Below are 23,523 nucleotides of genomic sequence, written 5' to 3' on the forward strand. Positions count from 1 at the left end.
CCCGAGACGGTCCCACCACCGGCCCCGTAGAGTTCTACTCGCAGCCGCTGGTGACCCGAGACGCCAGCGGCTGCACCTATTTCCGGGCGGTCGTCCGGGGGAACCTTCCGGGCGGTCTCAGGCCAGGGACCACCAGATCCGGGCCAGCTCGAAGCGCGACCCGGCGTTCCAGCGCAGCAGTACGTCGCCGACGTGCTTCTCGACGCCCTTGACCGAGATGCCGAGCTCGCCGGCGATCTGCGGATTGGTCCGACCGGCGGCGACGAGCGCGGCGACCTCGGCCTGCCGGGGGCTGAGGGTCGGCGCACCCGGGGGCGCCTGCGAGGGGAGGTCGTCACCGACGGCGGCGAGCAGCCCGACCCGGGTGGCGACGCCGAAGGCGCAGAGCACGCGGGACAGGTGGGTGCGGACCGTGCGGGGCGAGAGGAACAGGGAGGCCGCGATCTCCTCGACCTCCTGGCCGGCCAGGACCGCGCGGGCGACCTCGGCCTCGCGTGCGGAGAGGGCCGCCCAGCCGGCTCCGGCCACCGGGGGCAGTCGGCGACCGGAGCCGGCGAGGGCGACGCCCGCGGCGCGGCGCAGTGCCCCGAACCCGGTCCGGTCGCTCTCGGCGACGAGGGTGCGCAGGCCGCGGGACGCCGTACCGAGGTCGGCGGCGAGGATCCGGGCGCGGGCGAGCAGGATCTGGCCCTCGCCCGCCTCGACCCGGCGCTCGTCGGCGACGCAGCGTTCGATGCTCGCCGTCAGCAGGTCGATGGCGGTCACGGCGTCGCCGGCCTCGATCGCCACCCGGGCGCGGGCGCGCTGCACGGTCGGCTCGGTGATCGGGTGGGCAGCGAGGTCCGCCAGGGCGGCGAGCCAGGCCGCGACCGCGCCCCGGTCCTGCTCGAGGAGCGCGGCGTGGAGGAACATCTCGAAGCTGATCGCGCGGTCGATCAGCGTGCAGTGGCTGAGCGCCTCGTCGGAGCCGGCACGGAAGGCGAGCGCAGCGGCCGTCGCCACGTCGTAGAGCGCGATCGCGCCGTACGACAGGAGTAGCAGCGCGCCGCGGTCGATGAAGTCGCGAGGCTCGGCGGGGACCTGCGCGGCGATCGCCTCCGCCACCCGGACGACCTCCTCGTCGCCGGCGTTGCCGCGCACGAGCACGGCCACCGACTCCACGACGGGCGCGACGCGCGAGCCGGCGACGACGGAGGCACGCATGGGTGCGAGCAGGGCGTCGGCTGCCTCGATCCGGCCGGAGAAGGCGGCGATCCGGGCCTGGCAGATCCACAGCACGGGTGCGAACGGGTGGCCCGTCCAGGACTCGCCGGCCGGCGGGCCGAGGGCGTCGACCTCCGCGGCGTCGCGGATCCGGGCACCGACGAGGGCCGCCTCCGCGGCGACGTACCGCACTGCCGACCACCAGCGCGACCCCGGCGTGTCGGCCGCCGCGAGCAGGTCGCGCAGGCCGGCCAGGTCGACGGGAGGTGCCGCCAGGTCGCCGCCCGCCGCGAGTGCGGCCGCCGCGCTGCACATCGCCCGGGTCGGGTCGTCCGCCGCCTCTCCGAGTCCGTACGACGCATGCCGGGTCGCGCCGGCGAAGTCGCCGAGCCAGAAGTCGGCGAGCGCGGCCAGCCCGTACGCCGCACCGCCGCCTCCACCGCCGCCCCCACCGGCTGCCGCGGCCAGGCAGGCTGCGCGCGCCACCTGCGGCGTCCCCTCCGCCAGGTGCCGGAGCACGTCGTCGAGCAGGGCGTCGCGGTCCATGACCCGAACGCTCCCACGGGCCGCACCGCCGCACGGCCGGATCCGGGATTACGACCATTCCCTACCGACGCGGCCCCGCCCGGTCGGGAAGAGTCGGTCGCCGCGAGACACGGAGGTGACCGGATGCGGTGGATGGGGACGATCGGCGGGTTGGCCGTGGTGGCCGTGCTGACGGCCGGGTGCAACGAGAGCGGCGACGGGGGCGACGCGGCGGGCGACGTACCGCCGCCCACCGGCACCTCGGCCACCGCGTCCGGTTCCGACCCGGCCGCCGCGGACCTCCCGATGTTCTGTGACCTGGTGACGGCCGACGAGCTCACCGCCGCTGTGGGGGCCGCGGTGAGCACGAGCACCGGCCCGTTCGACGCCTGCGAGTTCGACCAGGAGGATCCCCGCGCCCTCAGCGGCTCGCTCGGCGCGACCGACGTGCAGGCGGGTGGGGGCTACGAGACCTACCAGTCGGGGACGACCGCCGCGCTGGACGACCCCGCCCGGCACGACCTCGACGGCATCGGGGATGCGGCGTACGTCGACATCGGCACCATCGCCGGCGGCGAGAACCTGCAGGTCGCCGGCGGGGCACTCGTCGGTCACGTCGTCTACACGCTCAACCTCGCGCAGGGTGTCGGGCTGTCCGAGGACGAGCTCGTCGCGACCAGCGAGAAGCTGCTGCGCCTGATGGTCGAGGCCGCCCGATGAGCCGGGCAGCTCTGGCCGCCGTGGCCGTCGCGACCGGCCTGGTCCTGACTGCCGGCACCGGCGGCGCAGTCGCCGGCGCGATGATCACCGGCAAGCAGATCAAGAACAGCACCGTCACGACCAAGGACATCAAGAACAACAACCTCAATGGCGCCGACGTCGCCGACGGCTCCGTGTCGGGCGCTGATGTCGCCGATGCATCACTGGGTACGGCGGACCTGGGCCAGCCCGCACGCTACGAGCTGGCCGGCGCGAGGGCGTCGGGCCTGGTCAGCACCTCCGGCACACTGGCTCGGTTCCACGGCGCCCCGGGCGTGTCCGCCACCGTCGTGAGGCTCAGCATCGGCAAGTTCTGCATCAGGCTCAGCGGCACCCCGACACCGGTCGACGCGACCACCTCGGTCCTGGTCGCGACACCCAACTACGCCAACGACGCCACGAACGCCGGCACCGACGGCGAGGCGATCGTCGAGGTGTGGGCGGCGAACGAGCCCGACTGCGTCGGTGGCTTCGCCGTCTTCACCTACCAACGTGCCTTCGGCGGCGACATCTACCAGGCCGACCAGGGCTTCACGTTCCTGATCAACTGACCCGGCGAGCGCCACTCAGTCGTCGCGCCAGCTCTTGTTGACCAGGTCGGACTCGACGTTCCCCTCGAGGTCGGCCCACAGGGTGACTCCCCCGTGGTCGACCTCGTAGACCTTCAGGTAGATCCAATGGTCGTAGTCGGCGTCGACCGGCTTCTCGACGTCGTACCTGCTGTCGCTGATCCGCCCCTCGCTGCGGCTACGCGCGTCCTCGTCGACGTCGACCAGGACATTCGGGTCGACATCGTCGAGGTCGAAGGGCAGCTTGTCGCCCGCCTTCTCCCCGAGCCACTTCTCCAGGGTCTGGCCGTCCCAGCGCCACACCTCGGCGAGATCGCCCTCCTGCTCCGGCGGAACGGTCACCTGCATGTCGTCGGTGCCGTAGCCGCGGAGCTCGAGGATCTGGGTGCTCCCGGTCTTCTCGGTCAGGGCGTCGCCGAGCGCGTCGAAGCCCTGCTCGGTCGCGATCGGCTCGTAGGCGTCCTCGGCCGGCAGCGGTTCGGGGGCCTGCTCGCCTCCGCCGGCGACGGCGCGGACCACCCCGAAGACCGCCAGCACGACCACGGCCGAGCCCAGGCGCCGGCGTCCGCGACGACGCCGCCTGCTGGACCGCGAGGTCGGCGCGCGCCCCGCGGGCGCCGACGCCTCGGGCAGGGGACGGCCGGCTGCGTCGCGCGACTCCCGCTCGACGTCGTCGGTCCCCGGTCGCTGGTAGCGAGGCCACCGCCCCGGATCGCCCGAGCGTTCGCGGGGTCCCTCGGCGTTCACCAGATGCGCACCCGGTCCGCGGGATCGAGCCACAGCCCGTCGCCGGGCGCGGTGTCGAAGACCTCGTGGAACTCGTCGAGGTTGCGCACGATGTTGGCGCGGAACTCCGGCGGGCTGTGCGGGTCGATGGTGAGGTACTGCTGCTCCTGCTCGAGGCGGCGCTTGGTGCGCCACACGTAGGCCCAGTTGAGGAACAGCTTGGTGCGGTCCTCGAGCGAGGCGGCGCCGCCCTGCGCGATCTGGAAGGCGGTGTGGGCGATGGTGAGGCCACCCAGGTCGCCGATGTTCTCGCCGACGGTCAGCGCGCCGTTGACGTGCTCGCCGGGCAGGTTGCGTGGGGAGAAGGCGTCGTACTGCGCGATGAGGGCCTTCGACTTCACCTCGAACGCGGCCTTGTCGTCGGCGGTCCACCAGTCGTTGAGGTTGCCGTCGCCGTCGTACTGCGCGCCCTGGTCGTCGAAGCCGTGGCCGACCTCGTGCCCGATGACCGCGCCGATGCCGCCGTAGTTCTCCGCCTCGAGCGCGTCGGGGCTGAAGAACGGCCGCTGCAGGATCCCGGCCGGGAAGCAGATCTCGTTGGTGCCGGGGTTGTAGTAGGCGTTGACGGTCTGCGGGAGCATGAACCACTCGTCGCGGTCGACCGGGGAGCCGATCTTGGCGAGCTGGCGGTCGGTCTCGAAGCCGGCGGCCGCCTGGGCGTTGGCCACCAGGTCGTCGGGGACGACGACCAGCGCGCTGTAGTCGCGGAACCTCTCCGGGTAGCCGATCTTGGGCCGGAAGGTGGCGAGCTTCTCGTAGGCCCGCTCCTTGGTCTCCTCGCCCATCCAGTCGAGCTTGCTGATCGACTGGCGGTAGGCGGCGAGCAGGTTGGCGACCAGCTCGTCCATCATCGCCTTGCTGGCGGGCGGGAAGTGGCGGGCGACGTACTCCTTGCCGACGGCCTCGCCCATCGCGCCCTCGACGAAGGACACCGCGCGCTTCCAGCGGGCCCGCAGCTCGGGGGTGCCGGACAGGGTGCGGCCGTAGAAGTCGAAGTTGGTCTCGACGAACGCCTCGGAGAGGTACGGCGCCGCCGAGCGCAGCACCCGCGAGAGGAACCAGTCGCGCCAGGCCTCGAGCGGCTCCGACTCGAGGACACCGGAGAGGTGCTCGAGGTACGACGGCTGCTTGACCACGACCTCCGCGATGGTCGCGTGCTCGCCGCTGAGGTGGCCACCGAGGTTGGTGATGTAGGCGTCCCAGTCGAACGCCGGGCACAGCGCCTTCAGCTCGTCGGCGGTCATCAGGTTGTAGGTCTTCTGGACGTCGCGCGTCTCCGCGCGCTCCCAGTGGCCCTTGGCGAGCTCGGTGTCGAGGGCGAGGATCCGTTGTGCCGCGGCGTCGGGGTCGGCGTGGCCGCCGAGGGTGAGCAGCCGGGACAGGTACGCGACGTACGCCGTGCGGATGTCGGCGAACTTGTCGTCGCGGTAGTAGGACTCGTCGGGCAGGCCGAGGCCGCCCTGCACCACGTGGAACAGGTAGCGGTCGGACTGGCGGCTGTCGGTGTCGATGTAGGACCCGAACAGGCCGTAGCCGCCGATCCGCTCGAACTCGCCGAGGAAGGCCGCGACATCGCGGACGTCGCGCAGCCCGGCGACGGCGTCGACCAGCGGCTGGGCGGGCGCGAGGCCGGCCGCCTCGACCCGGTCGGTGTCCATGAAGGAGTTGAACAGGTCGGCGATCTTGCGAGCGTCCTCGTCGCCACTGGAGCCGGCCGTCTCCGCCAGCTCGGTGATGATGACCCGCACGTCCTCCTCCGCCTGGTCGGCGAGCTGGACGAAGGGTCCCCAGCTCGACCTGTCGGAGGGGATCTCGGACTCGGTCAGCCAGGTGCCGTTGACGTGGCCGAAGAGGTCGTCCTGCGGGCGGATGTCGAGGTCCATGCCCGGACGGGCGTCGTCGAGGATGCTCACGCGCCGAGCCTACGCATGGGGTGGCGGCCGCGTCTCGCCGTGGTGTGGCTCGCGAGGACCATGGTCCCGATTTCCGGGCGTGCACTCAGGACCCCGGCCCGGCCACCGATCAGCAGAACATGACCCGCCTGATCGCCCTCGTGCCGTGCCTCGTGCTCGGCCTGGGGCTGCTGGCACCGACCGCCGCCGATGCCGGCACGGGTACGACGACCGCCGCCCTGCTGCGACCGGTCGCCCCCGACGTGGCGCCGGCCCGCAGGCTGGTCCAGCGGGCGATGGAGGACCAGGTCGTCGGCCTGGTCAACGAGCAGCGCGCAGGCAACGGCTGCCGGGCGCTGAAGCCGTCGAAGCAGCTGCGCAAGGCCGCCCGTCGGCACACCGTCGCGATGGCGCAGGCCGGGGTGATGTCGCACCAGCTGCCGGGCGAGGCGACGTTCTCGACCCGGATCACGCGTGCGGGCTACCGCGGCTGGAACCTGGTCGCCGAGAACATCGCGCGCGGCTTCAGCTCCCCCGAGTCGGTGATGACGGCGTGGATGAACAGCCCGGACCACCGGCACAACATCCTCAACTGCCGGCTGCGGGAGATCGGCGTGGGCGTGGTGCTGCAGGACGACCAGCTGTGGTGGACCCAGGACTTCGGGGTCCGCTGACCCCGGGCCGTCGGCGCCCGGCGACGATCGCGGCTTTTTCCTAGCCCTTCGGGACTAGCAGGTCCCGCACGGAGCACCGACGCGGTGGCGCCGTCGGACGTCGGAGGATCGTGCGCATGCTCCTGCGCTGCACACGAATGGCCGCGACGGCCGTCCTCACGGTCCTGATCGCCCTTTCCGCGGCACTCCATGCCGCACCCGCGACCGCCACCACGACGACCGCGAAGGCGCCGGCGAACCCGGCGGCGGACATCCCGCCCCTGACCGGGACCCTGACCGACCTGCTCGCCGGGCTCCTGGCCGCGCTGCTCGGCGGGCAGAAGACGGTCCCCTCCCCGCAGCCGAGCACTCCCGGAGCCGCGACACCGGCCCCGATGCCGATGACGGTCGCCGTCGACCTGGAGGACCGCGTGGTGACCTTGGTCAACAGGCGGCGGGCGCGCGCCGGCTGCCGCGCGCTGCGCCCCAACGCGAAGCTGCGCACCTCGGCCCGCACGCACAGCGTGGGGATGGCGCAGTACCGCACCATGACGCACTACCTCCCCGGCGAGGCCGGCCTCGGCGAGCGGATCACCTTCGCCGGCTACCGCCGGTGGCGCCGGGTCGCCGAGAACGTCGCCATGGGCTACGGCTCGCCGAAGTCCGTGATGCAGGCCTGGATGGCCAGCCCCGGCCACCGCGCGAACATCCTCGACTGCCGGCTGCGGCATCTCGGCGTCGGCGTCGTGGTGCAGGGCGACCAGGTGTGGTGGACCCAGGACTTCGCACGTCGCTGACAAACGCACCCGGCGACCGCCATGATGCTCTGCGTGCGCTCGGCTCTCTTCCCCGCGGCCGTCCTCGCGACGGTCCTGCTGACAGCGGTCCCCGCCTCGTCACGCCCCGCCCCCTCGCCCGAGCACGGACCGGGTCCGGACACGGCGCGGATCGAGGTCAGGCTCCTCGCCCAGGTCAACGCCGTACGCCGGGACGCGGGCTGTCGTCGTCTCAAGCCCCGGTCCGGGCTGCACGGCTCCGCGACCGCGCACTCCGGCGCGATGGCCGCGCAGCGCAGCCTGACCCACCAGGTCGCCGGCGAGGCGGAGCTGCGCGAGCGGATCGCCGCGGCGGGCTACCCGGGCGCAGCGCTCATGGGCGAGGTGATCGCGATGGGACCGATGAGCGCCCGCCAGGCACTGCGCCGCTGGCTCGACAGCCCGCCGCACCGGGCGCTGCTGCTGGACTGCCGACTCCGGCTGGTCGGCCTCGGCGTGCAGTCCGTCGGCAGCCAGCTGTGGTGGACCATCGACCTGGTCCGCCGGCGCTGACGCAGGCTCGGGCTCAGCCTGTATTCACCGATTTGCGGCGAGTGGAGCGTCACCAGATGGGTGTGATGGCAAGGCGTCCGGCGCGAAGCCAGACTGGGCGTCTGTCGAGCGTCGGCAACGCAGCCAGCGCGCCCATGTGGGGGCGCTCCGCCGCTGGAAATCGGTGAATGCAGGCTCAGTCGCGCAGGCGTACGACGAGCTTGCCGAGCGCGGCGCGGGCGTCCATGTCGGCCAGCGCGCGACCGAACTCCGCCATCGGGTAGACCTCGCCGACGGGCGGCTTCACGACGCCGGACTCGATCATCGGCACCAGCTGCGCCCACTGCTGCTGCAGGTAGTCGGGCCGGGTGAACGCGTAGGCGCCCCAGCCGACGCCGCGGACGTCGATGTTGTTGAGCAGCAGCCGGTTGACCTTGACCTCGGGGATGCCGGCGCCGGCCGCGAACCCGACGACCATCACCCGGCCCTGCGGCGCGAGCGCCCGCAGCGAGTCGGTGAACGCGTCGCCGCCGACGACGTCGAGCACCACGTCGACGCCCCTGCCGCCGGTGAGCTCGAGTGCGGCGTCCTTGAACCCGTCGAAGAGGACGGCCTCGTCGGCACCGGCGGCGCGGGCGTAGGCCGCCTTCTCCTCGGTGCTCGTGACCGCGATGGTGCGCGCGCCGAGGCCCTTGGCCACCTGGATCGTGGCGGTGCCGACACCGCCGGCCGCACCGTGCACGAGCACCGTCTCGCCCGGACGCAGCCCGGCCCGCTCGTCGAGGGCGAACAGCGCGGTGAGGTAGTTCATCGGCAGCGCGGCCGCCTCGTCGAAGCCCACCCCGTCGGGCAGCGCGAAGGTGGCCTGGCGGGGGCCGGCGACCAGGTCGGAGGCGCCGCCGTACCCGCCGACGCCGACCACCCGCTGGCCCGGCTCGAAGCCCGGCCCGGACACCACGACGCCGGCGTAGTCGACGCCGAGGGTGAACGGCGGCTCCGGGCGCAGCTGGTACTGGCCGCGGCTGAGCAGCAGGTCCGGGAAGGACACCCCGACGCTGTGCACCTCGACCAGCACGTCGTCGGGCCCGGGCGTGGGGTCCGGCACCTCCTGGACGACGACGTCGGCGGGACCGGTGGTGGTGACGACCTGGACTGCGCGCATGGCTCGCAGGCTAGCCCGCCAGGAGCCGCTAGGGCGTGGCGGAGCGCCTGGCGTGCTCGGCGACCAGGTCGGCGTACCAGCTGAACGACCGCTTCGGGGTGCGCTTCTGGGTCTCGTAGTCGACGTGCACGAGGCCGAAGCGCTGGGTGTAGCCCTCGGACCACTCGAAGTTGTCGATGAGCGACCACGCGTAGTAGCCGCGCACGTCGACGCCCCGCTCGATCGCCTCGGCGACCGCGTTGAGGTGCAGCGCGTGGTAGTCGACGCGCAGGTGGTCGTCGACGATGCCGTGCTCGTCGGGCCCGACGCCGTAGGAGCAGCCGGACTCGGTGATCATGATCGGGGGTACGGCGGCGCGGAACCGTGCGCGGAAGGTGATCAGCCACTCGCGCAGGGCGTCCGGCACGACCGGCCAGCCGAAGTCGGTCATCGGGTAGCCGAGCACCTCGCGGAACTCGAACGGCAGCTCGGCGGTCTCGTCGGCGGCCGCGATCCGCATCGGGTTGTAGTAGTTGACGCCGTAGAAGTCGAGCGGCTGGCGCATCGTGGCGAAGTCGCCGTCGCGCACGTGGGGCTCGAGCAGCATCATCAGGTCGTCGCCGTAGCGGCCGAGGAGCATGCCCTCCATGTAGTGGGCGTTCCACAGCATGTCGAAGAGCTTCGCGGCGCCGACGTCGGCCGGGTCGTCGCTGGCCGGCCAGATCGGTGCGTGGTTGTTGGCGCAGCCGACGCTGGTCGCGCCCGCGGCCCGCAGCGCGATCGCGGCCCGGCCGTGGGCGACGAGCAGGTGGTGACCGACCGGGAGTGCGTCGAACATGAGTGCCTTGCCCGGCGCGTGCATCGCGACGGCGTACCCCATCAGGGTCACGACGTTGGGCTCGTTGACCGGCACCCAGTCGGTGACCCGGTCCGCGAGGCGCTCGCCGACGATCGCGGCGTAGTCGGCGAAGCGATCGACGGTCGCGCGGTTCAGCCAGCCGCCGTCGTCCTCGAGGGCCTGCGGCAGGTCCCAGTGGTAGAGCGTCGCCATCGGCTCGATACCGGCCTCGAGCAGTCCGTCGACGAGCCGGTCGTAGAAGTCGAGGCCCGCCTGGTTGACCGCGCCGGAGCCGGTCGGCTGGATCCGCGGCCAGGCGATCGAGAAGCGGTAGCCGGAGGCGCCGAGGGTGCGCATCAGGGCGATGTCCTCGGGATAGCGGTGGTAGTGGTCGCACGCGACCGCACCGCTCGAACCGTCGACGATGCGGCCGGGCTCGGCGCAGAAGGTGTCCCAGATCGACGGACCACGTCCGTCCTCCGTGACGGCGCCCTCGATCTGGTACGACGCCGTGCTGGTGCCGAACCTGAAGTCGACCGGAAGACGTCCGGCGAGCTCTCCCACCCTGTCCCCCACGGGACCAGACTCCCACGACACCGGCACAATCTGACACGTGAGCGTCGAGATCCGCAGGGGAACCGCCCGGTTCGTCGAACGAGAGCCCGGTCGACTGAGTCACCACGGCTTCTCGTTCGGCCCGCACCTCGACCCCGAACGGCTCTCGTTCGGTCCGATGGTCTGCCACGACGACCACGTCCTGGGGCGCGGCACCGGCTTCGAGGAGCACCCCCACGAGGGGCTCGAGATCGTGACCTGGGTGGTGTCCGGCGCGGTCGTCCACCGCGACGGCACCGGCGCCGAGGAGGTGCTCGCCGCGGGTGACTGCGGCGTGCTGTCGGCCGGCGCGGGGGTCCGGCACGCGGAGATAGCGGGGCCGGACGGGCCGGCGCGGTTCGTGCAGGTGTGGCTGCGGCCCGACGATCCCGGGCTCGCGCCCTCCTACGCTCGCTCCACCGTCGCGGCCGAGCCCGGTGACGGGCGGGTGCGGGTGGTCGGCGACGACGGGCCGCTGTCGGTCGGCGTCGCGGGCGCGGCCCTCGACGTGGTCCGCCTCGGGGCCGGCGAGACCGTCGCCCTCCCGGCCGCTCCGCGGGTGCACGCCTTCCTCACGACGGGCGCGCTGGTCCGGTCGTCGCTGGCCGAGCCGCTGGCCGCCGGGGACGCGATGTGCGTGACCGACGGGGCGTCGTACGAGCTGACGGCGGGGGTGCCGACCGAGATCCTGGTCTGGTCGTTCCTCTGAGCCTGGTCAGGCCTCCCCGAACACCTCGGCCGGCTCGGCGAGGGCGGTCGCGATCTCGGCGAGATTGCGCACCTGCGCGGGCGTGAGCCGGTCGAAGACGAGCTCGCGGACCTGGGCGAGGTGACCGGGGGCGATCCTCTCGAGCAGCGCCTGCCCCTCGTCGGTGAGCACCGCGAACTGGCTGCGCCGGTCGCTGGGACAGTGCGTCTTGGTGACCCAACCGCGCTGCTCGAGGACGGCGATGGCGTGGGTGAGCCGGGACGGGCTGGTCGCGGTGAGCCGTGCCAGCTCGCCCATGGTGAGCATCCGGTCCGGCGCGGCGGAGAGGTTGGCGAGCATCGCGTAGTAGGTGTGCGTGATGCCGGCCTCCTCGCGCAGCCGCCGGTCGATCGCCTGCGGGAGCTCCTGGACGAGACGGACCAGCGGCAGCCAGGCCGCCATCTCCTGCTCGTCCAGCCAGCGCGGCTCGCTCATGCCGACAGCCCGCCGAGGTCGAGCGTGTGGGCGGTGTGGTCGCGCTTGACGGTGAGGTACCGCTCGTTGGCGGCCGAGAGGTGCACCCCGGTCGGAACCCGCTCGTCCACCCCCACGCCGTACTCACCGAGCTGACGGGCCTTGTCGGGGTTGTTGCTGAGCAGCCGGATCCGGTCGGCGCCGACGGCACGGAGCATCTGGGCGGCGGCGCGATAGTCACGCTCGTCCTCACCGCGACCGAGCGCGACGTTGGCCTCGTAGGTGTCGAGGCCGGCGTCCTGGAGGGCGTAGGCATCGAGCTTGGCGTACAGGCCGATGCCGCGGCCCTCCTGGCGCAGGTACAGCAGGAAGCCGCCCTCGTCGGCGATCCGCTCGACGGCCTCGCGCAGCTGCGGGCCGCAGTCGCAGCGCTGGGAGCCGAACACGTCGCCGGTGAGGCACTCGCTGTGCGGGCGGACCAGCGGCGCCGAGCCGCCCTCGGCCAGCGTGTCGAGGCGCTCGCGCCATGCGCCGAGGCCGAGCAGCAGGTGCTCCTTGCCGTCGACCAGGCCCTCGAAGGTGACCACGTCGGCGGTGGTCGCATAGCCGTCGGGAAAGCGCAGCGGTACGACGACCCGGGTGCGGACCGCCGCCGCCGGCTCGGCGTACGGGACCGTCGGGAGGTCGCTCACGCGGTGCGCGCGGCGGACGCGGGTGGGGCAGGTCGTCATGGTCGCTCCATTATTTCAAACTTGAAATGATGGTGGCACAAGGCGGCCGGCCGCGCAGGTATTCCCGTCAGGTCGACCGGATCGGGCGGAGCACCAGGTCGTCGGGGACCTCGAGGCCCGACTGCGCCAGGGCGTCGACGAGCACCGCCACGACCTGGCGGGTGAGCCGCTCGACGAGCTGGCCCTGGGTCTCGTCGTGGTGGTCGAACCACCAGATGATGCTGGCGTCGACCATCCCCATCACGCCGACCAGGACACCCTCGGGCGGGTCGGCGGAGAGCGGGGTCTCGCTGAGGTACGCGCGGGCGGCGTCGGCGATCTCGCTGAGCAGCCGGGTGCGCCCGAGCCGCGCGCGATGCAGCGCCTTGGTCTGCTGCTGGGCCGCGAGGAAGCGGAACAGGTGGGGGTGCTCGGCCGCCCACGCGACGCACGGGGCGATCAGGCCGCGGACGATCTCGACCGGCGTACCGGGCGTCGACAGGTGCGGGCGCACCCGGCGCAGCAGCTCGGTCGCGGCGAAGCGGGCGACCTCGGCGTCGAGCTGCTCCTTGCTCGCGAAGTGCCGATAGACGTTGGGTCGCGGGATGCCGGCGCGCTCGGCGATCTGGCCCATCCCGACCTGCCCGCCGCCCTCCTCGATCGCGTCGACGGCGGCCTGGACGACCTGGGCGCGACGGGCGTCGCTCTCGAGCGCCTCCTTGGCGTTGCGCCGGCGCACGGTCGAGTCGACCCACTTCGCCACGTCCGCCACGTCGACCATGCGGCCGACGCTATCGCGGCCCGACGTCCGGATACACCTTGTATCCGGACGGTTCTCCGTGATACACCCTGTACCCATGCGCCGCTCACCCTGGATGAACACCGATCTCGACGACTTCCGCGACCTCGCCCGCACCTTCTGCGAGAAGGAGATCAAGCCCAACGTCGAGACCTACATCGCCAACAAGCAGGTCGACCGCGACCTGTGGAACAAGGCCGGCGAGGTCGGCCTGCTCTGCCTGTCGATCCCGGAGGAGTACGGCGGCGGGGGCGGCTCGTTCGCCCACGAGGCGATCCTCATCGAGGAGCAGGCCCGGGTCGGCGACAGCTCGTGGGGCGTCTCGCTCCACAACGGCATCGTCGCCCACTACATCCTCAGCTACGGCACCGAGGAGCAGAAGCTCGAGTGGCTCCCCAAGATGGCCAGCGGCGAGGTCGTGGGCGCCATCGCGATGACCGAGCCCGGCACCGGCTCGGACCTGCAGAACGTGCGGACCAAGGCGATCCGCGAAGGTGACGAGTACATCGTCAACGGCGCCAAGACCTTCATCACCAACGGCGCCCAGGCCGACGTCGTGGTCACCGTCGTGAAGACCAACCCGGAGGAGGCGGCCGCCGGCATCTCGCTGGTCATCGTGCCCACCGACACCCCCGGCTTCTCACGCGGCCGGGTGCTCGACAAGATCGGCATGAAGGGTCAGGACACCTCCGAGCTCAACTTCTCGGACGTCCGGATCCCCGTCACCAACCTGCTCGGCAGCGAGGAGGGCCAGGGCTTCATCCAGCTGATGGAGCAGCTGCCCCAGGAGCGGCTCATCGTCGCCGTCTCCAATGTCGCCGCGATGGAGCTCTGCTTCGAGGAGACCATGCGCTACGTCCACGACCGGCACGCCTTCAACCGGCCGATCTGGGGCTTCCAGAACACCAAGTTCAAGATGGCCGAGATCGCCACCGAGGCCCGGGTCGCCCGCTCGTTCGTCGACGAGTGCGTCGGCCTGCACCTGGACAAGCAGCTCGACATCCCCACGGTGGCCATGGCCAAGCTCTGGTGCTCCGAGCGGGCGCAGAAGGTCGCCGACATGTGCCTGCAGCTGCACGGCGGCTACGGCTACATGAACGAGTACCCCATCGCCCGCGCCTGGGCCGACCTCCGCGTCTCCCAGATCTACGCCGGCACCAGCGAGATCATGAAGGAGATCATCGCCCGTTCACTGCCGGCTCCTGTCTGACGCGACCCGGCTCGAACTGGCTCTGAGATCGCGCCGACCCGGCAGAAAGTGGCTCGGATTTCCCGCCGACCCGGCAGGAAGTGATCTTCCGCAGGACACTTTCTGCCGGGTCGGCTGTTCTTTCGCGCACTTTCGAGCCGGGTCGGCCGGAATTACGCGCCAGTTCGAGCCGGGTCGGCCGGAATTACGAGCCAGTTCGAGCCGGGTCGGCGATGACCAGGACCGCCGCGGGGAGCAGCTCGACGGTCAGCGGGTTCGCCGGGTCGGCGGAGAGGGGACCGAGGCGCTCGCCGTCGGCGCCCACGGGTACGGCGGCACCCCCACGGTGCTGCCCGGAGAGGCTGACCCTGCGGCCGGTGCGCACGGTCACCTCGGCCAGGTCGACATGGCTGCCGTCGTACACCTTGGGCAGCGAGCGGATCAGGTCGAGGTGCCCGGCGGCCTCGATGACGATCACGTCGAGCAGGCCGTCGTCGAGCGACGCGGTCGGTGCGATCGCCATGCCCTTGCCGTAGAAGCGGGAGTTGGCGACGACGACGGTCGCGGCCTGGTGCATGCTCCGGACGCCGTCGACCTCGAGCGTGCACTCGACGGGGCGGTACGTCGCCAGGGCGCGGACCGCGGCGTAGGGGTACTGCAGCTTCGAGGGCAGCCAGTGCGAGCGGTCCACGATCTCCGCGGCGCGGGCGTCGACGCCGGCGTAGACCGACCCCGCGACGACGTACGACGACCCGTCGGCCTGCGTGGCCCGGAGCAGGTCGATCGGCCGGGCCTCGCCGTCGAGCAACAGTCGCGCCTGGGCGGCGGTGTCGGTGGGGACCTCGAGCATCCGGGCGAAGTCGTTGCCGCGGCCGGCCGGGACGACGGCGAGCACGCCGCCGCGCTCGGCCACGGAGCCGGCGACCGAGGAGAGCATCCCGTCGCCGCCGACGGACACCACGACGGCGTCGCGGGCGACCGCGGCGTCGACGAGCGCGGGCGTCTCGGCGGCCGAGGTCGTGTAGGTGACCTCGACGTCCGCGCCGGCCTCGCGCAACGCCCGCGCCAGCGGGACGACCACCTTCGGCGCCGCACCTCCACCGGAGGCCGGGTTCACGAGGAAGGCGAAGGCCCTGCCCGCGGTCACGGGATCAGCACCCCGGGGTTGAGGATGCCCGCCGGGTCGACGGCCCTCTTGACCGCGCGCAGCACCTCGACGCCGACCTCGCCGATCTCGGCGGTGAGGTACGGCTTGTGGTCGGTGCCGACCGCGTGGTGGTGGGTGATCGAGGCGCCGGCGGCGACGATCGCCTCGCACGCCGCGGCCTTGGCCGGGAGCCAGGTCGCGAGGGGGTCCGCGCCACCGGGGGCGGCGACGGTGAAGTAGAGCGAGCAGCCGGTCGCATAGACGTGCGAGATGTGGCACAGCACCATCGCGCCCTCCCCGAGGGTCTCCTGCAGCGCGGCCCTCACCCGCGTGTAGAGGTTGTCGCGGTTGCTCCAGAAGGTGACGGTCTCGAGCGTCTCGACGAGAACGCCGTTGTCGAGCAGGCTGTCGCGGAGGTACGGCGCGTTGAACCGCCCGTGCGCCCAGGCCTCGCCCGGGCCGGGGCCCTGGGCGGTGCCGCCCAGCGCGGTCAGCGCCTCGGTGACGGCAGCCTTCTTGGCGGCAACGGCGGCGGGCGTGCCCTCGTAGCCGACGATCATCAGGCAGCCGCCCGATGATGCAGCGCCCGCACCGCCGGTCCCTCCGACACTTGCGGGGTCGGCGAGGTTGATCGCGGTCTCGTTCTCGTCGGAGAGCCGGATCACGGTGGGCAGCAGGTCGGACTGGGCGAGCGCGCGCATCGCGTCGGCGCCGGCGTCGAAGGTGGGCCAGCGCCAGCCCTCGTACTCCTTGACCTCGGGCAGCGGGCGCACCCGCACGGTCACCTCGGTGATCACGCCGAAGGCGCCCTCGGAGCCGAGGAACAGCTCGCGCAGGTCGGGGCCGGACGCGTTGGCCGGGGAGGCGCCGAGCCGGACCTCGCCGACCGGGGTGGCGACGCGCAGCGCGACGACCATGGAGTCGAACCGGCCGTAACCGGCGCTGGACTGGCCGCTCGAGCGGGTCGCGGCGAAGCCGCCGATCGTCGCGTACTCGAACGACTGCGGGAAGTGGCCGAGCATCAGCCCGTGCGCCGCGAGCAGCGCCTCGGCCTCCGGGCCGCGCAGGCCGGGCTCGAGGGTCGCGGTCGAGGAGACCGGGTCGAGCGCGAGCAGTCCGCGCATCCGGCCGAGGTCGAGGGACAGGACACCGGTGAGGCCGGCCGGGTCGGCGACCAGGCCGCCGGTGACCGCCGTACCTCCACCGAAGGGGACCACGGCGATCCGCTGCTCCTGGGCATAGCCGAGCACGGCGACGACCTCGTCGTGGTCGGCCGGGCGGACGACGACGTCGGGCGTGTCCCCGAGGTCGCCGGTGCGCTGGCGGAGCAGGTCGGGGGTCGACTTGCCCCTGGTACGCCGACGGCGCAGGTCGTCGTCGAGGACGACGTTGTCGTCACCGACGATCGCGCGCAGGCCGGCGACCCGGTCGTCGGTGAGCCGCGGAGCGGGGACGGTCACCTCGGCACGGGCCGGGGTGTCCTGGATCGGGAAGACGAGGCCGACGAGGTCGCGCACGCCGTCCGGCAGCCCGGTGGCGTGGGCCGGGTCGCCCCAGCGCGTCGGGGGCATCTCGGGCTGGAGAACGGAGGGGCGCTCGATCGTCATGTGTTACAGTGTTACACATGACGTCACATCGTCACAACGCCGAATCCGAGCAGAGCCCTCGAGACGCCTACCTCGACGCGGCGCGCGAGTGCATCCTCGACGTGGGCTGGCGGCGCACGACCCTCACCGAGGTCGCCCGCCGGGCCGGCGTCTCGCGGATGACGATCTATCGCGCGTGGTCCGACATGCCGGCGCTGCTCGGCGACCTGATGACGCGCGAGTGGGGGACGCTCGTCGCCTCCGGCGTTGATGTCGCGGCGTCGCCCACACCCGACGCGATCGCCGACGCCGTGGTCGCGACCGTCGGCGCGCTGCGCGAGAACGAGCTGTTCACCCGGATCGTCGAGCTCGACCCCGAGCTGATCCTCCCCTACCTGCTGTCCCGGCGCGGCCGCTCGCAGGAGCTGATCCTCCAGGTGCTGGCCACCGCGATCACCGTCGGCCAGGAGGCCGGACTGATCACCGACGGCCTCCCCCAGGCGGTCGCTCGCGGCCTGGTCCTCGCCGCCCACGGCTTCGTCCTGTCCGCCCACACCATGGTCGACGACGAGGTGGACCAGTCCGCGCTCGACGACGAGCTGCACGCCCTCATCTCCCGGAGCCTCGCGCCATGACCGCACACCAGCCCCACACCCGGATCACCCCTGGTCTCGCCGATCTCCCCACTGAGGTCGACATGGTCGTGATCGGCCTCGGCGTCACCGGCGCCGGCGTGGCCCTCGACGCCGTGTCACGCGGGCTGACCGTGCTGGCAGTCGACGCCCACGACCTCGCGTTCGGCACGTCGCGGTTCTCCTCGAAGCTCGTCCACGGCGGCCTGCGCTACCTCGCCTCCGGCCAGGTCGGCATCGCCCACGAGAGCGCGGTCGAGCGCGGGATCCTGATGGAGACCACCGCGCCCCACCTGACCCGGCCGCTGCCGTCGCTCATCCCGCTCTCGGCTGGCGTGAGCCGCCCGATGGGGACCCTCGCCGGCGCCGGATTCCTCGGCGGCGACCTGCTCCGCCGGGCCGCCGGCACCAGCGCCGACACGCTCCCCCGGCCCCGCCGTCTCAGCGCCGCCGAGACCCGCCGGCTCGCACCACCGCTGCGCACCGACGGTCTGCGCGGCGCCTACCTCGGCTGGGACGGCCAGCTCGAGGACGACGCCCGCCTGGTCACCACCATCGCGCGGACCGCGGCCGACCGGGGCGCCCACGTGCGCACCCACGCCCGCGTGGTCTCCGCCACCGGGGATTCGAGGCTCGCTGGCGCTCGCACCTCGACCAGCGAGTTCTCGGTGACGCTGAAGGACGAGCTCACCGGCGCGACCGCCACCGTCACCACCCGCACCGTCGTCAACGCTGCCGGCGTGTGGGCCGGCGACCTGGTCGACGACGTACGCCTGCGCCCCTCGCGCGGCACCCACCTCGTGCTCCGCGCCGGCACCCTGCCCGGCCTCGACGTGGCGGTCTTCGCCCCGATCCCCGGCGAGACCAACCGCTTCGTGCTCGTCCTGCCCCAGCCCGACGGCCAGTTCTACGTCGGCCTGACCGACGAGCCGGTCGACGGGCCGATCCCCGACGTGGCCGAGCCGACCGAGGTCGAGATCGGCTTCCTGCTCGACGTGGTGGCTGCCTCCTTCGCCCGACCGCTGCGGCGCGAGGACGTGGTCGGCGCCTTCGCCGGCCTGCGCCCGCTGCTCGACAGCGGCGACGACTCCACCGCCGACCTGTCCCGCAAGCACGCGGTGCTCACCTCCCCGACCGGCATCGTGACCATCGTCGGCGGCAAGCTCACGACCTACCGCCGGATGGCCGAGGACGCCGTCGACGCGGCGGTCGGCCACGCCCGCCTCACCGCCGGCCCCTGTGTCACCGCCACCCTGCCGCTGGCCGGGGCCGCGCCGCGCGAGACCCTGGCCGACCGCGCCGCCAAGGCCGGCCACCCGGGCGAGGCCCGCCTGGTCCGCCGCTACGGCGCCGACGCCGACCTCGCGCTCGAGGCTGCCGTCAGGGCCAGCGGCTGGGACCAGGACCAGCTCCTCGCGCCGATCGCCGAGGGCATCTCGACGGTGTGGGCCGAGCTCTTCTTCGGAGTCACCCACGAGGGCGCCGCCGACGTCGCCGACCTGCTCGACCGGCGTACCCGCATCGGGTTGATCCCCGACGACCGAGCGCTCGCCGTACCCGCTGCCGAGAAGGTGCTGGAGATCGTCCGCGGCGAGCGATGAGTTTTCCGCTCGCACCCGGTCACACCCATCAGGCAGACTGGCGAGACCACGGGGGTAGCGATGGGAATCACGGTGACCGAGACCGAGACGGCAGCAGTGGCGAGTGACGAGCTCGCCGACTTCGACACCCTGACCGGGCGCTACCAGCGCGAGCTGATGGCGCACTGCTACCGGATGAGCGGGTCGGTGCACGAGGCCGAGGACCTGGTCCAGGAGACCTTCCTGCGCGCGTGGAAGGCGTCGGCGAGCTTCCAGGGCCGCAGCTCGGTGCGCACCTGGCTCTACAAGATCGCCACCAACGTGTGCCTGACCAACCTCGAGGCGAAGCCACGTCGACCGCTACCGACCGGACTCGGTACGGCGGACTCCGCTCCCTCCGACGAGCTGCTCGAGGACCACGAGGTCCCGTGGCTGGAGCCGATCCCGGACGCCGCGGTCGAGGTCGCCGAGCGCGACACGATCCGGCTCGCCTTCGTGGCCGCACTGCAGCACCTGCCCGCGCGCCAGCGCGCGGTGCTCATCCTGCGTGACGTGCTGCGCTGGTCGGCCGCCGAGACCGCCACCGCCCTCGACACCACGACCGCGGCCGTGAACTCCGCGCTGCAGCGGGCGCACGCCCAGCTCGCCGAGCGCGGGCTGTCCCCCGACACCGTCGAGCCCGACCTCGACCAGGCCCAGCGCACCCTGCTCGACGCCTACCTGCAGGCGTTCTGGCGCAAGGACATCGACCAGATCGTCCAGCTCCTCAAGTACGACGCCACCTGGGACATGCCGCCGTTCCTCAACCACTACCGCGGCACCGACGCGATCGGCCAGCTCATCGGCACCAAGTGCCCGGGCGGGTGCAACGACATGCCGATGGTCGAGACCATCGCCAACGGGCAGCCGGCGTTCGGTCTCTACATGCGCCAGCCCGAGGGCCACTTCGAGCCCTTCCACCTGCAGGTGCTGCAGCTGACCGGCACCGGCGAGGACCTGCGCGTCGAGCACGTCACGGCGTTCTTCGACGCCCGGCTGTTCGCACGCTTCGGGCTGCCGGAGCGGCTGCCCGCCGACTACGTCCCGGCCTGAGGCCACCGTGTCCGCGCCCACGAGAGCGCCGGACGGGATGGTCGCCGGCCTCGACCTGCTGCAGCGCGCGCTCGACTACACCAGCGCCGCGCTCGGCACGATCACCTGCGCCGACGTCGACCGCCCGTCCCCCTGCGCCGGCTGGAGCCTCGCCGACCTGCTCGCCCACATGGAGGACGCACTCGACGCGTTCGCCGAGGCCGCGGACGGCTCGGTCGGGCTGAGCAGCGCCGCCCCGACCCCGCTCCAGACCCGGGTCCAGGCCCTGCAGCACAAGGCCTGCGCCCTGCTCACGGCCTGGCTGAGCGCCGACCAGCCGAGCGTCGACGTCGGCGGGCACCCGCTGCCCGTCGACGCGATCGCCCGGATCGCCGCGCTCGAGATCGCGGTCCACGGCTGGGACGTACGCCGGGCGACCGGCCACGCCGAGCCGCTGCCCGAGCCGCTCGCGGTCGCATTGCTGCCCTCGGCGCTGCAGATTGCGCTGGCCGGCGACGACCGGTTCGCGCCGCCGCTGCCGGTCGACGTCGAGGCACCCGCCGGGGTGCACGTGCTCGCCCTGCTCGGCCGGCGGTCCTGACCGGGCCGGGCCCGCAGCTCGTTCCTAGGTGACTGCTGAACATCCGCGCGGCTACGCGGCGTTCGCCCGTCTTGTTCAGCAGGCTCCTAGACTGCGGCGCATGTCGGAGCACCACGCCGAGCAGGCCGAGGAACGCGACACCGAGTCCGCGGTCCGCCACCGCACCCGCCGGATGTCCGGCCGCGATCCCCACGAGTCCGGCCGCGCGTCGACGCCGCTGGAGCTCTTGTTCGACCTCACGTTCGTGGTCGCCTTCGGCACCGCCGCCAACGAGCTCGCCCACGCGCTGTCCGCGGACCACATCGGCAGCGGCATCGCGGCGTTCGCGTTCGCGACCTTCGGCATCACCTGGGCCTGGATCAACTTCACCTGGTTCGCCTCGGCGTACGACACCGACGACTGGATCTACCGGGTCACCACCATGGTGCAGATGGTCGGTGTGCTGATCTTCGCGCTGGGCATCAAGCCCATGTTCGAGTCGGTGACCAAGCACGGCGAGACGCTCGACAACGACGTCATCGTGTGGGGCTACGTCGTGATGCGCGTCGCGATGATCTTCCAGTGGCTGCGCGCCGGTCGGCACGACCCGGACCGCCGGCAGGCCTGCCGCACCTATGTCGTCTCCATCGCGATCGCGCAGGTGCTGTGGTGCATCCTGGCCCTGGTCGACCTGCCGGTCGGCACCACCTTCGCGCTGATCATCGTGCCGTTCCTCGTCGAGATCGGCGGGCCCGCCCTCGCCGAGCGTGCTCGCGGCGGCACGCCGTGGCACGCCCACCACATCGCCGAGCGGTACGGCCTGATGGTCATCATCACCCTCGGCGAGGGGATGATCGGCACGATGGCCGCGATCAACGCGCTCGCGCAGGACGGCCTCGACTGGGAGATCGGGCTCTTCACGTTCGCCGGCACGGCGCTGACCTTCGGGATCTGGTGGTGCTACTTCACCATCCCGACCGGGGAGATCCTGCACGCCCGTCGCGAGCGCTCCTTCGGCTTCGGGTACGGCGCCATCGGACTCTTCGGCGCGATCGTCGCCATCGGCGCCGGCCTGCACGTGGGCGCGTACTACCTGGACCACCACAGCAAGCTGGGCCTGACCGCGACGGTGCTCACCGTCGTCGTACCGGTCGCGCTGTTCATCGCCGTCTTCTACGCCGGCTACTCGCTCCTCTCACGCTCCTTCGACGCCTTCCACGTGGTGCTCCTGGCCGTGACCGTCGTGGTCCTGGTGGTGCCGGTGCTCATGGCGCGCTCGGAGGTCGACCTGAGCTGGTGCCTGCTGGTGCTCGCGTTGGCGCCGTGGGTGACCGTGGTCGGCTACGAGACGGTCGGCTACCGCCACAACGTCGCGGTGCTCGAGAGCCTCACGGACTGACCGGCTCCTCCCGCAGCGGGTGGGCGAGCTCGTCGGCGGGCAGCCGCGCGCCGAGGATCGCGACCGCGGCCGCGGCTCCCGGAACCAGCGCGGCGATGGCGAAGGTCGCCTCCAGCCCGATCAGCCCGGCCACCGGTCCGGCGACCGCCATCGAGACCGGCATCAGGCTGATCGAGACGAAGAAGTCGAGCGAGGCCACCCGGCCGAGGAGCTCGGGCGGGACCCGGCGCTGGAGCAGCGTGCCCCAGATGACCATCGGCGCCGAGAACAGCGCGCCGATCAGGAACGCTGCCGCCGCGACCTGCCACACGCGGTCGCGAACCCGATCACCAGGAACGGCATGCAGCCCACGCCCCACATCAGGTTCATCCAGGTCAGGTAGCGCCGCGGCATCGGCAGCGAGCCGGTCACCAGCGAGCCGACCGCTCCGCCGATGCCGAAGCAGGCCATCACGACCGCGTGGTCCCCGGGGCCGCCGCCCAGCTCGTCCTTGATCAGGAACGGGACGAGGACCTCGAGCGGCCCCATGATCACGAACACCATGATCGACGCGAACAGCAAGGTCGCGAGCAGCCACGGCGTGCGCACCATGTAGCCGAAGCCCTCGCGCATGTCGGCCAGCGTCGTGCGCACCGCCCGCAGCGCGCCGCCCGAGCCACCGCCCGAGCCGCCGTCCGTGGCGACCGGTAGGTCGCGTCGTACGGCGGTCAGGGGGACCAGGAGCAGGACCAGCAGCCCACCGAGGTACGCCGCCGCGGCCACCGCGATCGCGGCCGAGGACGAGCTCGCGCCGACGACGCCGCCGGCGACGGCCGGGCCGAGCGCCTGGCCGATCGTCGGGCGCACCATGCCCTCGAACCCGTTGACGGCGAGCAGGTCCTCCTCGGGAACCAGCGCCGGCAGCCACGCGGAGTAGGCGGGGTAGTAGAACGCCATCGCCATGCCCGCGACGAACGCGACCGCGGCGAGGTGCCACAGCCGGGTGAGGTCGGTGAAGGACAGCGCCGCCACCAGGCTCATGCCGAGCAGCTCGACGCTCGTGGTCACGACGAGGATGAGCTTCTGCGGGACCCGGTCGGCGACCACCCCGCCGAGGAGCGCGGGCAGCACCACACCGACGGCGCCGGCGGTCGTGACCGCGGAGAGCGCGCCGGCGCCCCCGCCGATCCGGATCACCTCCCAGACCAGTGCCACGATCCACACCCCGCTGCCGAAGCTGGTCAGCACCAGTGCCGACCCGAGCCGCCGGTACGACGAGTGCCGGAACGGCGTGAGGGCGCGCGGGAGCCGCCGCGGTCCGCGGAGCCCGGGATCGGGCTCCTCCGGCACCGGGACGAGCGGGGCGAGCTGATCGGTCATGGCGGTCCTAGGGAGTGTGCCCGTGAGGACCGACACCGGCCA

General features: G+C 72.5%; 24 protein-coding genes. 12 read left to right on the forward strand and 12 right to left on the reverse strand.

Translation table 11 applies throughout. The annotated features are described in order from the left end of the window. Positions 1 to 117: 117 nt before the first annotated feature. On the reverse strand, positions 118 to 1,749 hold the full coding sequence (locus QI633_RS25610) for a helix-turn-helix transcriptional regulator (protein WP_282427527.1): 1,632 nt from the start codon (positions 1,747 to 1,749) through the stop codon (positions 118 to 120). 123 nt (positions 1,750 to 1,872) lie between these two features. Here QI633_RS25610 and QI633_RS25615 point away from each other — a divergent pair, with 123 nt between their 5' ends. Together QI633_RS25615 and QI633_RS25620 are read left to right on the forward strand one after the other, a co-directional pair. Continuing rightward, positions 1,873 to 2,448, forward strand: a complete 576-nt coding sequence (locus tag QI633_RS25615; RefSeq protein ID WP_282427528.1) for a hypothetical protein — start codon at positions 1,873 to 1,875, stop codon at positions 2,446 to 2,448. Then, positions 2,445 to 3,038 (forward strand): hypothetical protein, encoded by a 594-nt coding sequence (locus QI633_RS25620; RefSeq protein ID WP_282427529.1) that lies wholly within the window; start codon positions 2,445 to 2,447, stop codon positions 3,036 to 3,038. Before QI633_RS25615 ends, QI633_RS25620 begins: the two co-directional genes overlap by 4 nt. 15 nt (positions 3,039 to 3,053) lie before the next feature. On the opposite strand, the gene QI633_RS25625 is transcribed toward QI633_RS25620, so the two are convergent. Together QI633_RS25625 and QI633_RS25630 are read right to left on the reverse strand one after the other, a co-directional pair. Then, positions 3,054 to 3,803 carry a hypothetical protein gene (locus QI633_RS25625; RefSeq protein WP_282427530.1) on the reverse strand — a complete coding sequence of 250 codons (750 nt, stop codon included), beginning with the start codon at positions 3,801 to 3,803 and terminating at the stop codon, positions 3,054 to 3,056. Continuing rightward, on the reverse strand, positions 3,800 to 5,755 hold the full coding sequence (locus QI633_RS25630; RefSeq protein ID WP_282427531.1) for a M13-type metalloendopeptidase: 1,956 nt from the start codon (positions 5,753 to 5,755) through the stop codon (positions 3,800 to 3,802). The genes QI633_RS25625 and QI633_RS25630 overlap by 4 nt, the downstream gene beginning before the upstream one ends. 119 nt (positions 5,756 to 5,874) lie before the next feature. Between QI633_RS25630 and QI633_RS25635 the strand changes: the two genes are divergently transcribed. The 3 genes from QI633_RS25635 to QI633_RS25645 all read left to right on the forward strand — a co-directional run bounded on the left by QI633_RS25635 (position 5,875) and on the right by QI633_RS25645 (position 7,715). Beyond that, positions 5,875 to 6,408, forward strand: a complete 534-nt coding sequence (locus tag QI633_RS25635) for a CAP domain-containing protein (RefSeq protein WP_282427532.1) — start codon at positions 5,875 to 5,877, stop codon at positions 6,406 to 6,408. Positions 6,409 to 6,524: 116 nt separating this feature from the next. Next, positions 6,525 to 7,184, forward strand: coding sequence for a CAP domain-containing protein (locus tag QI633_RS25640; RefSeq protein WP_282427533.1), 660 nt, complete (start codon positions 6,525 to 6,527; stop codon positions 7,182 to 7,184). A gap of 33 nt (positions 7,185 to 7,217) precedes the next feature. Further along, the gene (locus QI633_RS25645; protein WP_282427534.1) at positions 7,218 to 7,715 is read left to right on the forward strand and encodes a CAP domain-containing protein; all 498 of its coding nucleotides are present in this window, start codon (positions 7,218 to 7,220) and stop codon (positions 7,713 to 7,715) included. A gap of 175 nt (positions 7,716 to 7,890) precedes the next feature. On the opposite strand, the gene QI633_RS25650 is transcribed toward QI633_RS25645, so the two are convergent. Both QI633_RS25650 and QI633_RS25655 read right to left on the reverse strand, forming a co-directional pair. Continuing rightward, positions 7,891 to 8,856, reverse strand: a complete 966-nt coding sequence (locus QI633_RS25650) for an NADPH:quinone oxidoreductase family protein (RefSeq protein WP_282427535.1) — start codon at positions 8,854 to 8,856, stop codon at positions 7,891 to 7,893. A 28-nt stretch (positions 8,857 to 8,884) separates the two neighbouring features. Further along, positions 8,885 to 10,249 carry a GH1 family beta-glucosidase gene (locus QI633_RS25655; RefSeq protein ID WP_282427536.1) on the reverse strand — a complete coding sequence of 455 codons (1,365 nt, stop codon included), beginning with the start codon at positions 10,247 to 10,249 and terminating at the stop codon, positions 8,885 to 8,887. 37 nt (positions 10,250 to 10,286) lie between these two features. Here QI633_RS25655 and QI633_RS25660 point away from each other — a divergent pair, with 37 nt between their 5' ends. Beyond that, positions 10,287 to 10,976: a pirin family protein gene (locus QI633_RS25660; protein WP_282427537.1), complete on the forward strand. Its 690-nt coding sequence runs from the start codon at positions 10,287 to 10,289 to the stop codon at positions 10,974 to 10,976. Between the two features lie 6 nt (positions 10,977 to 10,982). On the opposite strand, the gene QI633_RS25665 is transcribed toward QI633_RS25660, so the two are convergent. From QI633_RS25665 to QI633_RS25675, 3 genes are all read right to left on the reverse strand, one after another. Further along, positions 10,983 to 11,450 (reverse strand): MarR family transcriptional regulator, encoded by a 468-nt coding sequence (locus QI633_RS25665; protein ID WP_141796770.1) that lies wholly within the window; start codon positions 11,448 to 11,450, stop codon positions 10,983 to 10,985. Then, entirely contained in the window at positions 11,447 to 12,160 is a 714-nt protein-coding gene (ribA, locus tag QI633_RS25670) for a GTP cyclohydrolase II (RefSeq protein ID WP_282427538.1), read from the reverse strand. Before ribA ends, QI633_RS25665 begins: the two co-directional genes overlap by 4 nt. A gap of 67 nt (positions 12,161 to 12,227) precedes the next feature. Beyond that, the gene (locus QI633_RS25675; RefSeq protein WP_174245178.1) at positions 12,228 to 12,920 is read right to left on the reverse strand and encodes a TetR/AcrR family transcriptional regulator; all 693 of its coding nucleotides are present in this window, start codon (positions 12,918 to 12,920) and stop codon (positions 12,228 to 12,230) included. A 76-nt stretch (positions 12,921 to 12,996) separates the two neighbouring features. Between QI633_RS25675 and QI633_RS25680 the strand changes: the two genes are divergently transcribed. Further along, entirely contained in the window at positions 12,997 to 14,148 is a 1,152-nt protein-coding gene (locus QI633_RS25680; RefSeq protein ID WP_282427539.1) for an acyl-CoA dehydrogenase family protein, read from the forward strand. A 184-nt stretch (positions 14,149 to 14,332) separates the two neighbouring features. On the opposite strand, the gene QI633_RS25685 is transcribed toward QI633_RS25680, so the two are convergent. Next, positions 14,333 to 15,274: a diacylglycerol kinase family protein gene (locus QI633_RS25685; RefSeq protein WP_282427540.1), complete on the reverse strand. Its 942-nt coding sequence runs from the start codon at positions 15,272 to 15,274 to the stop codon at positions 14,333 to 14,335. Next, the gene (locus QI633_RS25690; RefSeq protein ID WP_282427541.1) at positions 15,271 to 16,881 is read right to left on the reverse strand and encodes an FAD-binding oxidoreductase; all 1,611 of its coding nucleotides are present in this window, start codon (positions 16,879 to 16,881) and stop codon (positions 15,271 to 15,273) included. Before QI633_RS25690 ends, QI633_RS25685 begins: the two co-directional genes overlap by 4 nt. Before the next feature lie 17 nt (positions 16,882 to 16,898). Here QI633_RS25690 and QI633_RS25695 point away from each other — a divergent pair, with 17 nt between their 5' ends. The 5 genes from QI633_RS25695 (at position 16,899) to QI633_RS25715 (ending at position 22,122) form a co-directional block, all read left to right on the forward strand. Beyond that, positions 16,899 to 17,495, forward strand: a complete 597-nt coding sequence (locus tag QI633_RS25695; RefSeq protein ID WP_282427542.1) for a TetR/AcrR family transcriptional regulator — start codon at positions 16,899 to 16,901, stop codon at positions 17,493 to 17,495. Beyond that, positions 17,492 to 19,093, forward strand: a complete 1,602-nt coding sequence (locus QI633_RS25700; protein ID WP_282427543.1) for a glycerol-3-phosphate dehydrogenase/oxidase — start codon at positions 17,492 to 17,494, stop codon at positions 19,091 to 19,093. Before QI633_RS25695 ends, QI633_RS25700 begins: the two co-directional genes overlap by 4 nt. Before the next feature lie 72 nt (positions 19,094 to 19,165). Then, positions 19,166 to 20,164, forward strand: a complete 999-nt coding sequence (locus tag QI633_RS25705; protein ID WP_282427544.1) for a sigma-70 family RNA polymerase sigma factor — start codon at positions 19,166 to 19,168, stop codon at positions 20,162 to 20,164. A 7-nt stretch (positions 20,165 to 20,171) separates the two neighbouring features. Next, positions 20,172 to 20,744, forward strand: a complete 573-nt coding sequence (locus tag QI633_RS25710) for a TIGR03086 family metal-binding protein (RefSeq protein ID WP_282427545.1) — start codon at positions 20,172 to 20,174, stop codon at positions 20,742 to 20,744. Positions 20,745 to 20,844: 100 nt separating this feature from the next. Continuing rightward, on the forward strand, positions 20,845 to 22,122 hold the full coding sequence (locus QI633_RS25715; RefSeq protein WP_282427546.1) for a low temperature requirement protein A: 1,278 nt from the start codon (positions 20,845 to 20,847) through the stop codon (positions 22,120 to 22,122). Here the strand turns inward: QI633_RS25715 and QI633_RS25720 are convergent. After that, positions 22,112 to 22,432, reverse strand: coding sequence for a hypothetical protein (locus tag QI633_RS25720; protein WP_282427547.1), 321 nt, complete (start codon positions 22,430 to 22,432; stop codon positions 22,112 to 22,114). The two genes, QI633_RS25715 and QI633_RS25720, sit on opposite strands and share 11 nt — an antisense overlap. After that, positions 22,402 to 23,481, reverse strand: a complete 1,080-nt coding sequence (locus QI633_RS25725) for an MFS transporter (RefSeq protein WP_282427548.1) — start codon at positions 23,479 to 23,481, stop codon at positions 22,402 to 22,404. Before QI633_RS25725 ends, QI633_RS25720 begins: the two co-directional genes overlap by 31 nt. Positions 23,482 to 23,523: the final 42 nt, after the last annotated feature.

It is taken from the genome of Nocardioides sp. QY071 (assembly GCF_029961765.1).
GTDB lineage: Bacteria > Actinomycetota > Actinomycetes > Propionibacteriales > Nocardioidaceae > Nocardioides.

Bases quoted from the DNA above. Each gene is read 5' to 3' on its own strand.
- QI633_RS25610 (WP_282427527.1), bottom strand. From the start codon at position 1,749: ATGGACCGCGACGCCCTGCTCGACGACGTGCTCCGGCACCTGGCGGAG.
- QI633_RS25615 (WP_282427528.1), top strand. From the start codon at position 1,873: ATGCGGTGGATGGGGACGATCGGCGGGTTGGCCGTGGTGGCCGTGCTG.
- QI633_RS25620 (WP_282427529.1), top strand. From the start codon at position 2,445: ATGAGCCGGGCAGCTCTGGCCGCCGTGGCCGTCGCGACCGGCCTGGTC.
- QI633_RS25635 (WP_282427532.1), top strand. From the start codon at position 5,875: ATGACCCGCCTGATCGCCCTCGTGCCGTGCCTCGTGCTCGGCCTGGGG.
- QI633_RS25640 (WP_282427533.1), top strand. From the start codon at position 6,525: ATGCTCCTGCGCTGCACACGAATGGCCGCGACGGCCGTCCTCACGGTC.
- QI633_RS25650 (WP_282427535.1), bottom strand. From the start codon at position 8,856: ATGCGCGCAGTCCAGGTCGTCACCACCACCGGTCCCGCCGACGTCGTC.
- QI633_RS25665 (WP_141796770.1), bottom strand. From the start codon at position 11,450: ATGAGCGAGCCGCGCTGGCTGGACGAGCAGGAGATGGCGGCCTGGCTG.
- ribA (WP_282427538.1), bottom strand. From the start codon at position 12,160: ATGACGACCTGCCCCACCCGCGTCCGCCGCGCGCACCGCGTGAGCGAC.
- QI633_RS25675 (WP_174245178.1), bottom strand. From the start codon at position 12,920: ATGGTCGACGTGGCGGACGTGGCGAAGTGGGTCGACTCGACCGTGCGC.
- QI633_RS25680 (WP_282427539.1), top strand. From the start codon at position 12,997: ATGCGCCGCTCACCCTGGATGAACACCGATCTCGACGACTTCCGCGAC.
- QI633_RS25690 (WP_282427541.1), bottom strand. From the start codon at position 16,881: ATGACGATCGAGCGCCCCTCCGTTCTCCAGCCCGAGATGCCCCCGACG.
- QI633_RS25695 (WP_282427542.1), top strand. From the start codon at position 16,899: ATGACGTCACATCGTCACAACGCCGAATCCGAGCAGAGCCCTCGAGAC.
- QI633_RS25700 (WP_282427543.1), top strand. From the start codon at position 17,492: ATGACCGCACACCAGCCCCACACCCGGATCACCCCTGGTCTCGCCGAT.
- QI633_RS25715 (WP_282427546.1), top strand. From the start codon at position 20,845: ATGTCGGAGCACCACGCCGAGCAGGCCGAGGAACGCGACACCGAGTCC.
- QI633_RS25725 (WP_282427548.1), bottom strand. From the start codon at position 23,481: ATGACCGATCAGCTCGCCCCGCTCGTCCCGGTGCCGGAGGAGCCCGAT.